The sequence below is a fragment of the Sinomonas sp. B1-1 genome, assembly GCF_050474465.1.
GTDB lineage: Bacteria > Actinomycetota > Actinomycetes > Actinomycetales > Micrococcaceae > Sinomonas > Sinomonas flava.
Genome location: NZ_JBCHVF010000022.1, coordinates 1 through 10001, shown reverse-complemented (window position 1 = coordinate 10001; position 10001 = coordinate 1). Strand labels below are relative to the sequence as shown.

Here is a 10001-nt window from a genome sequence, read left to right as displayed (position 1 = left end):
CGACGACCCCACAGGGCAGCTGCGCTCCGCGTGGGAGGCCAAGGAACAGCTGCGCACCCTCCTCACCGCTGGCTCGCTCGAGGAGGCGTGGGAGCACCGGCGGATCCTGGAAGGCCTCGTCGAGGCTACCCCCGCCGTGGAGACGAAGCGGCTCCTGCGCACCGTGAAGCGCTGGTGGAACGAGATCGAGGTCCTCATCACCACCGGGGCGACCACGGCCAAGGTCGAGGCGAACAACACCGCGATCAAGAACATCAAGCGCACCGGCCGCGGATTCCGCAATGCCGACAACTACAAGTCGCGTATCCTGCTCAGGAGCGCCGCACAGACAGCGGCGTGACACTCACACCAGCAGGCCAATTCCCGCTGAACCGCGAAGAGCCCCTTTAGCGCCGGTTACATTCCAGTGTATCTGCGCTGCTGCACTCTGCGACCGCGTGCGAGAAGCGCGTCCGATAGGACGCGACCCAGCCAAAAAGGCCAATGCCTGCAGCAAAAAGCGTGACCGGAGCAACGGGATCGCTCCAGGGAATATAGAACCCGATTGTGGCCCAGACCGACACGACGACGGCCACGAGTAAAGTCGATAGCCGAATTAGCGCGCCGTGTCTCTGCCCACCAAGAGCGAGAGCCGCTGCCGAATAACCAGAAGTCAGGGCCCCCAAAAGGCCGGCAGCGGCCACGACAGTGGCAATACGAAACACATCTGACGACCTCAAGCCAGATAGCATGAGCATCGCTGCTTCGGCCAGCCCGATGTACATCATACTGCAAAGAAAGAGAAAAATGGTCAGCCTGCGCACTCGTCTTCTTAGATCGTCTAATCCGGCTAAAGATGAAAGCCTCCAAGATTCTGCGCTAACTATCATCGTGAGAGACGCGGTGACAATATTAAGCGGGCCCAGCGCGGATTGTAGGAGTCGATAGGCGCCCACGAGCTCTTCGCTCGCAACGGCCGACGCCGTTAGGAGCGGAATTAGGTTTGCTGAGGCGGACAGGAGGGCGTCGAGACCCGACCATTTGCCAAGACTCCATATTTCGGCTATCGCGAGAACCCTCACTGACCGATTACGTTCTATGAAAACAACCGAGCAGTATAGCGCGGAGGCAATCGCGGCTAAACCCCAGACGTAGACATAGTAGCGGGAATTAGCAGGACCGAACGCTATTCCTGCAATCGTTGCTAGACCCCAAGCTGCAGTGCCGAGGAGCATCAGATGTCTCCCGCTCCGGGTCAACATGATATGCCTCACGACATCCATCGCGAGAAGACCGAAGGAGGAAACCAAGATTGCCGGGACCCAACTCAATCCTCCGGTGAGCCAGAAGGCGGTGAGACATACTGTCGCTGAGAGAGGCGCAGACGAACGAACGAGTACAGATAACGAAAACGTACCCCTCCCTCGCTGCCGCTGTACAGAGAGGCCTGGGGCGAGTACAAATCCCCGTTGCACCATAACGGCCGTCATCACAACGAGCTGAACAAGGGCGAGTTCCGAAAAATCACGTGCTGGCAAACTACGTCCTGCAAAGGCAAGTAGAACGACGTTCGTGAAGGCAACACTGCCGGTGTCAGCGACGACGAGTAGTCGTGGCAACAGGCGGCGAATCGATATCGCTATATTGCCGTGGCGACCGGACCGCAATTTATTGAAACTCAGCACCGCGTCTCAGTTTCTTTGAGCCAAAAGGTCGTCGAGCACAGAGGTGAATTCGCCAGCATAGCGGTCCCAAGAGTAAGTCTTCGCTGTGCGAGCTCCCTCATGAGCAACTCGATCGAGATCGGGGGCGCTCATGACTTCCGTGAGTTTGTTCCGTATGGACTCTTTATCAACGGTCGGAAGAAGGAACCCATTCCGCCCATCAAGGACGATATCACCAGCAAATGTTTGATGGCTCAAAATGACGGGACACCCCACGCTCATTGCCTCTAAAGCGACGAGCCCAAAGCCCTCAGCCAGACTCGGAAGGACCAGTACTGAAGAGGCACGCATCCGTAAAAGAAGCTCTTCCCTGGGGAGACTAGGGTAAATAGCCGTACGGGAGAAGCGTGATATCAGATTTCGGGCCATTGGCGTGCAGCCACCGACCAATTCGAGGTGTACGCCTTCGAGCTCTTCGACAGCCTCAACCAAATAGCCCACGCCCTTGCGCTGCGTGACTTGACCCGCGTAGAGCACGCGGAAGCCCTGATCTGGTCCTGCTGACGCCGAATGGATCTCAGACAAGTCAAGGAAATCGCAACCGAGGGGCACCACGACCAACTTATCTCGATTTATGCCGGAATCGATGAAAGTCTGAGCTGCGAACGTGCTTGGCACGACGACCACATCGGCTAACTCGATTTCTTCGTCAAGAAGAGCTATATCTTCAGCTGCTAGGTCGTGCCCCTGCAGGAGTGCGGCCCAACGGGGATTGCGCTCTCCTTCTTCGCGCATTGACCGATCGAGCCATGCATGGTGCGCAATCGGGTAACTTAGGATCCGAATTGTACTGGCATCGGCCGCCGCAAATATCTCTCGTGCCGCGGTGTATTGAGCGATTATCACGCGAGGTCGATAGCGATCATGGAATTTGAGAACTTGCCGTTGATAGCCTCGATTCCGCCAGGACAGCAGGAGCTGCGTTAGTGACGGCGCGGCCTTCCGGCTCATATAAGCAAGAAATTCTCGAAAAGAGGCATAACACCTGACATTCCTGCTCTTCAAGGCACTAGGAAGGAGCCTGCGCTGAAATTGTCGAACAGTCAGAAATTTGCTCGGTACCAGATCTGTAAGAACAAAGCCGACTAACGTGTCTCTAGCTATGTTTGAGGCGGTGAGATAACGGGCGTCGTATCGCTTGGAGAGGCGAGCTGCTAGGTTGATCAGCTCCGGGTGCGTTCCAGGATTGCAGATGGTAACGCGGACTTTATCTTCAGTTATCAAGAAGTTTCCTTGTACTAGGGGCCTTCACCGACGTCTTGACGTCAAGTCCCATCTCCTTTCCTAAAGCTAGAAAGAAGACTGCTGGAAGGGCTGCAATGAAAAGGCGCTGCGAGTCGAACGAAATGCTTCCACGCATTAGAGGGAAAAGATAAGACGTCACCAGAATCGCGATATACAGCGAACGCACGTCCCCGGAATGTTGGGATTTCCTCCAGACTCGGGCGGCGATGTATCCGAAGGCAAATCCTACGCCCACAACACCGACTAGTCCAAAGTTCAGCGTCGGCTCACTGTATATCCCGAACGAAAACCCAATGCCTTTTTCGTGCGTTATGGGAAACAAATAGCTGTTAAGAATCTGGTCTACGGAAAGCGGCTTATCTCCCCAAAGGGTGCGAGGTATGAAGGCCAAGAACAGTGCGTCATATGTCCCTCCGAATCGGAGTCCGATCACTCCCGAGCTCTGAGCGGACACCTGAAGTGCGAACGCATCGAGCATCGCGGTGTCGAAGCTGCCCAGAAAATCGCCAAGGAAGTTCTCGGGACGTAAGGCTGCTGCGAGAGCCTCTGTCAGGCTTCCCCCTTCCGCTAGGTCGACCCGCCAGAGGCGGGGGGCGATGAACAGCAGGATAAAAGCAGCCGGCGCTACGGTCGCAAATTTTCGTGCACTGAATGCTCTGGGTTTGACCAAATGGCCGATCAATAGGAGGGCTATGACAGTGGGTACGAAGACCGACCGGCTACCTGCGGCCAAGCTTGGTACGGCGCATAGGATTAATGCAGCGAGCGCGAAAAAAACATGCAACCGAAGGCCAGCTAGGGATGCCACAAGGACAACGCCTATAAGTGCTCCGGTGGCCATCTCGAGTCCCGCATAGAAATAAGCAGAGGTTCCATCAACAGACGAACTCGCGAGCGCGGTGCGTCCCGTTGTGAGGATCTCGGCAAACTGGGAGAGACCCGTCCGGGCAATGTAGACGGAATATAGAGAAACTCCGACGACTACCGCAAGCCATAGGTAGGGTAAAAGAGCTACGTGCCTCTGCACACTTCTATTGGCAGGCAGGGTTGTAGGCTTGAACGCCAGGTTTGGCCCTGCCGCCGCCATGCCTACGTAGATAGAAAAAATTCCCAAGCCGGCGGTCTGCTGGGCCGCTACTACTGATTGATCGAACGGCATTCCGTTGAATAAGTTGACTCCATCTTGGTAGACAAGCGCGTAGAGGGGTCTTAATACAAATAGGGCAACGTGAGAATACCCAATCAGCGCGCCTGCTGAGAACGGGTGTATCGGTCCACTAATCGTTCTTAGAAGAGCCAGCCCCGCAATGAGCCCCACAGTACTGGCCCCTGTCCCGGCTATGAGAGGCTCAGGCGAAAGGGAAGCGAACAGGCCAAAAATTGTCAATAATGCGGCTAGTCCCCAGAGCATGACGGACAGGGGGTTTGTCCAAATGAATGAGGACTGATCCCTCTGCCATGACGGCGACGTGGGGCACCGAGGAGACTTTTCAGCTCGGCGCATGGTGTGAGCCCTCTATGGCTTTCGAAAATATCTGTGCGAATGATTCGGGACCCTGAGCAAGTATTTTTGGTTTCTCAATGTACCCTCTGTACTCGAGGGCGGACCTCAGAAGGGACTCATCGATCGAGCGCTGGTTGAGGGAAGTAACGAACACACCGTCCATTTCGCGTATCGAGGGTACGCAACCACATACATCCGTTACGACCAGGTGCATTCCAGCTGCCAAGGCCTCGTTGGCGACTAGTCCCCACACCTCTTCGGTAGAGACGAGGGCCAGCGTGTGACACTGTGCATAGTAGTTCACCAGTTCGTCCTGAGATGCTTGTCCGTGAAAGAAGACCTTTTCTGCTAGACCTAGGTGACGAGTCATCGACTCGAGTTCTTGACGGTCGGCGCCGTCGCCCACGATATGAAGTTCCCCGTCTTTTATTGTCAGCATCGCGCGAACCAGGGAGGCGACGTTCTTCCGCTTTATAAGTTGTCCCACGAAGAGATAACGATGCGGGGTCTCTGGCTGGAGAGGAGAACGAGTGCGTGCAGCCGCAACTTTACTGGCTATCCTTTGGCCATCGACCGAATTGAAACCTTCGTAGATGTTGTTTTCGTCGACGCCTGCTCGCAGAACGGCTGCTTTCGATGCTGGCCCCGGTACCACGATGGCGTCCATACTTCTAAAGAAAAGGTTTCTGCATGCGTCGATTACGCCACTCTTGAATCGCTGGCTTTCAAGGGTGGACTCATAGAATCCGACGCATCTACGGCGCATAATCTTGGCAGCTAGTAGTAGGAGCCAGTAGGCTGGGGACTCCCACCCGCCGATCACTATTGAGTCAGTTCGTCTAACGCAGCGCCACGCCGTATATAGTGAAATTACAAAGATCTGCCGATCGCCGAGTTTTAGCTGAATGGAAGGCAGAAATTTCGTCTTGTATGCCGGATCGATAGCCTGAAACCACTCTTCATGGCGACGTCCCTCACGGAGGCCTTTCGCTTCGTTCTGAAGGAGGTGCACAGATAAGCGGTATTTGTCAGACATAGCACGCCATACGGGACGACGATAGGGTGCGGCCGTATTGGTCACCCATGTCACACGCACCCGAATCCCCCCACGTGTTCTTCCTCTTTTCCACTCTAGAGCTTGTGTTCAAACTGAAGACTACAACACCGCGCTGGACCCAGCGTTGCCCTTGCCGGGCACTTCGTCACGTCTCTCCGAAGGGGAGACAAGGTGGACGGCGTCGACCGCGTCCACATTGCGGTGTATCCACATCCGCTGGGCCTCGTGAAACGGCGGGGACCGATCGATTCGGCTAGCCCCGACATTGTGGCATCAGGCCGTGGACGGGTGGAGAACCAGACCCTGGCACCGGTGCTATCACCTCCGTCCGCGATACCCAGCACGCGGCCCGTGTCGACGCCCACGACGATCGTCATCCAAGGCTCTACCCGCCGTCAGGTCGGCGTCTCGTCCATGCGGAACTGGCACACCGAGCGGTACCGGCATTCGTCAACTAGAGCCTCTTCGATTCCACGACTTGCGCGTCCGGCGTGATCGCAGCGGCAGTGTCCACAGTCTTTAGGACCAGCCACCAAGAGGAGCAATCTGTGACTTCCGCCTCCCCTCCGGCCGAGCCAACCGAATGACGGCCTCGACGGGCCGGCCCACCAGCCGCGCAGCGGAGCCGGTCCGTCGGGCCACCTGTTTGGTAGCCTCGGTGGACGATCGTCGCCGGCAGCTCAGCTAATCGCAGAAGAACCTCCGCTTGGGCCGCGCCGCCCCTGCGGCCCAAGCGGAGGGAACCTGGCGCGGCCGGTACAGGCGGACGGCGTTGTCCCGCTGGAAAGCATGCTCCTCGACGGGCGTGCCGGCATCATATTCGCGCACTGGATGACCACCCGGCGGCCGACAGCACCGATGCCCGCGGAGAGGACACTAAGTTCGGGCTGGTTCAAGATCGCGGTGCGAGCGCCGCCGTTCTCGGACGAACCCGAAGAGCCGCCAACAGGGCACAAGCTCCTTCACGCTCTACAAGATGAGCTCACTTCCGTGAACTGCGAAGAGCCGGTTGACTCAAGCTGGATCCTTGAGCAGATCGCGGATGCCCGAGCAGCGCGCCGGGGTTCGCACCCGCAGGCGTCATGTCAAAGTCCTCAACGATCCATTGCTGGCCGCCGACGTACTCCTCGACCCGCACCGGCGTCGGGTAGAAGGATTCCATCTGCCCAACGAATTCCGAATAGATATCCTGCTCAGCGCGAAAGAGCTTGTGTCAATCAACGCAACCGGCGCCTGCATCGGTTTGAGAATAGGTTTTGACGAGTTCCTGCGCTACTGCAGAAATGTCAAGGTGTTCTCGCATATAATTGTAACCACCTCTCACTAATTGCTCGCGGTAATCCGGATCTTGCATTATTTGGAGAACGGCATCAGCGAGGGCGATAGGCGACCCCGTTGTGATTGCCGCGGCACCATATCTAACACATTCCTCAGCAATACCCAGAGAGTCAGTTGTGACAACTGGTGTGCCAACTCGTATAGACTCCAAGATCGTCATGGGAAATACCTCATTTACTGCGGGCAGGACAAATGCGCCAGCAGTTGCCAGAAGTTCCTCGGTAGCATCTTTTGGGACTGGTCCTATCCATCGCAGCCTGTCCCCCATATTGGCCGCTTGTATTGCTTCTCGCACCTTCGCGCCTTCGCCCTCATCAGGGCCCGCGATTATAAAGTTGGTTTGCGGAAGCGATGGTGCTAACAGCGATGCCATTTCAACGAAGGCTAAGGGGCGCTTGCGGGGATGCAATCGTGCAAGAAATACCACGTTGTTCTCACGTCCATGTGCCGGAAGCTGTGCTGCCCCTTTTATCCCGTTTGCGATCTTCTTCAATCTGACTGAGGATTCAACCTCTGCCACATCCGCCGCCTCCTCGCGCGTCAGCACTAAGACACGGAAAGCCTTGCGTAGCACGGGCTTTGTCGCAAGCAGGTCGAGGACGAACGCCAGTTTCTTGCTGGATCGGTCAAGCATGCCGTGTGGCTGAACTACATACCGTGCCCGACTTCGAAGCACCAGCCAGGCCGCCGGCATAACAACGAGGTCGCGAGCGAGGTGAAGGTGGACGACGTCCACATTCCGGAGATTCTTGGCCAGAGCTATGAGCATGCTTGGCGCGTATACAAAGGCGAAGCCGCTCTTACTGCCTAAGCGCCTTTCCGGAAACGTGCGCAGGCGGAATCCGTCGCGAGAACCATCTGCTGCTTCGGCTGAAGGCGCAGCGGCATAGACTGTAACCTCGTGCCCCAGAGCAGCGAGAGCTTCAGCTTGGCCGAGCGCGACCGTGCTAGGGCCACCGAAGGCGCCATCTGACGAAATATGCGTCACAATGTGCAGGATTTTCATGATTTGTCCGTCTTGAAACGTTCACCTTGCACCGTCCACGCGCTAGTTCCAACTACCGCGTTCGGAGGAACGTCACCGTTTATGACCGTCATGGGGTGGGCGAGTGCAGACTTGCCAACACGGGAACCGCCCAGTACAAGGCAACGTGAAGTGATCCAAGCTCCATTTTCAATAAATATGGGCTTCGTGATCAGGCTCATATCCCTCCTATGCGAATGGCTTCCGGTCGTCAGCATAGTTTCTTGCGATATGACTACGTCGCTCCCGACGTAAATGTGATCCTGGTTGTGGAACCACACTCCTTCCCCAATCCAAGACCGGTCTCCAATGTGGAGTTTCCAAGGAAACTTGATGCGAGTCGAGGGCCGAAATATTACATCACTTCCGATTTCGGCTCCAAACAGTCGCAGTGCAGCGATTCGGACGCGAGATGATATCTGTATTCGATTCGTAACAAGCAAGATCTCCACCAGAGACCATGCCATAACAACCCACTTTGGGCGCTGCCAAAGTTCCCGGCCCGACGGCGCGCCTGTCAGATCTATCGTAGGAGGATCATTTTCCGATTGAGTCTCGTTAGCCAACAGCATTCCCCTTGATTCGGTGCGAGGGTGGGTCTCGACGATACTATCTCACTGTGAACAGCAAGCAGAGGCGACCATCCGTGCTGATCGTCGGCCTTAACTACGCGCCCGAACCTACTGGCAATGCGCCCTACACGACTGCGTTGGCGGAGGGGCTTCTCGGCATGGGTCATGCCGTCTCCGTCGTAACCGGTTACCCCCACTACCCGGACTGGAAGGCCTCGAAGCGGTACCGAGGGCTGCGGGATACTGAGGTAGCGAACGGGGTCCCTGTGAAGCGGGTCCGCCACACCGTGCCGCGTTCGCACCGGTTGTTCCCAAGGCTATTAATGGAGATCACTTTCGGGCTACATGCAGCCTTCGTGCGTTGGAACACCTGCGACGTCGTCCTAGTCGTCAGCCCGGCGCTGTTTGGGTCCGCCTTCGCGATAGCCAAGGCCGCGCTCTTCCGAACCCCCGTTGTCATCTGGGTTCAAGATCTTTACAGTCGGGGTATCGAGGAAATTTCGGGGAAGCGAGGTTGGATATGGCGCTTAGTTAGGGCGCTCGAGAGTCGCATAATGCGGGCATGTGACGGAGTGACTGTGATCCATGAGAGATTTCGCGATTACGTGGTTCAGGACCTAGGGGTGCCGAATTCGAAGGTTGCAGTAATACCAAATTGGACACATATTACTCCATCCGAAAAGTTTGACCGGGAGGCTGTTCGCCAGCGGTTCGCCTGGGCTTCCAATGAGATCATTGCGCTTCACGCTGGCAATATGGGAATGAAGCAGGGCTTAGAGAATGTGATTGAGGCGGCTCGCGTGGCCGACCGATCGTCAAGCATGGTTAGATTCGTTCTGCTTGGGGACGGTAATCGCCGACGTGCGCTCGAGGAAATCGCGACGGGTGTAGTGCGCTTGGATTTCATGCGCCCACTTGAAGATGCGGAATATGTTGATGCGCTCAGGTCGGCAGATGTACTGCTACTGAATGAAGCAGAAGGCCTTCGTGAGATGTCAGTTCCGAGCAAGTTGACGTCATATTTTGCTGTCGGTCAGCCCATTGTTGCGGCGACTCATCCTTCAAGCGCGGCTTCGGGCGAACTTAGTCGCTCAGGCGGAGGGTGGCGCGTGAACCCAGGGGACCCGGAGGCTTTGCTGCAAGCTGTCGAGCGCCTAGGGACAAATTCTCTCGCTGCTGAGAAGATGGGGAAGCAGGGGAAGGTCTACGCTCGTACCTTGCTCCGCGAGACGGGGGCAGTCACGGCGCATTCACATTGGCTGTCAAATATTCCGGGAGCCGAGCCGGCTTCTCGGCAATAGGTAGCCAAAAAGGTCCAGACGAAGCTAGCATCCGCTCTATCTCGAGTTGGTTGTTCGCGCGTCAACGACCGTTCACGTCTGCTTGCCGCTGGAAAGAGATCTGGGCCGTCAAAGGGGCTCTTCGGATCTAAGCATGGTTGAGGGATCCGGCGGCGTGGCGGTGCGGGGCTGATGGGGTCGAGGTCTTCAGGATCAGAAGCGACCAAGCAGTCTGATGAGAAGACCTCGACGTGGACCACTGTACTTGTGGGCCCGGT

6 protein-coding genes are annotated in these 10001 nt (G+C 56.6%); 2 read left to right on the top strand and 4 right to left on the bottom strand.

The genetic code is table 11. The features are described 5' to 3' along the window. The coding region (locus tag ACQ5BE_RS18815; RefSeq protein WP_430298474.1) for a transposase at window positions 1-340 on the top strand (340 nt) is incomplete at its 5' end. 1330 nt (window positions 341-1670) lie between these two features. On the opposite strand, the gene ACQ5BE_RS18810 is transcribed toward ACQ5BE_RS18815, so the two are convergent. From ACQ5BE_RS18810 to ACQ5BE_RS18795, 4 genes are all read right to left on the bottom strand, one after another. Beyond that, the gene (locus ACQ5BE_RS18810) at window positions 1671-2654 is read right to left on the bottom strand and encodes a glycosyltransferase family 4 protein (protein ID WP_430298473.1); all 984 of its coding nucleotides are present in this window, start codon (window positions 2652-2654) and stop codon (window positions 1671-1673) included. Between the two features lie 262 nt (window positions 2655-2916). Beyond that, window positions 2917-4359 (bottom strand): hypothetical protein, encoded by a 1443-nt coding sequence (locus ACQ5BE_RS18805; RefSeq protein WP_430298471.1) that lies wholly within the window; start codon window positions 4357-4359, stop codon window positions 2917-2919. Window positions 4360-4438: 79 nt separating this feature from the next. Next, entirely contained in the window at window positions 4439-5488 is a 1050-nt protein-coding gene (locus ACQ5BE_RS18800; protein ID WP_430298470.1) for a glycosyltransferase, read from the bottom strand. A 1234-nt stretch (window positions 5489-6722) separates the two neighbouring features. After that, on the bottom strand, window positions 6723-7853 hold the full coding sequence (locus tag ACQ5BE_RS18795; RefSeq protein ID WP_430298469.1) for a glycosyltransferase: 1131 nt from the start codon (window positions 7851-7853) through the stop codon (window positions 6723-6725). Window positions 7854-8490: 637 nt separating this feature from the next. Between ACQ5BE_RS18795 and ACQ5BE_RS18790 the strand changes: the two genes are divergently transcribed. Then, window positions 8491-9744 carry a glycosyltransferase family 4 protein gene (locus ACQ5BE_RS18790; protein ID WP_430298468.1) on the top strand — a complete coding sequence of 418 codons (1254 nt, stop codon included), beginning with the start codon at window positions 8491-8493 and terminating at the stop codon, window positions 9742-9744. Window positions 9745-10001 lie beyond the last annotated feature (257 nt).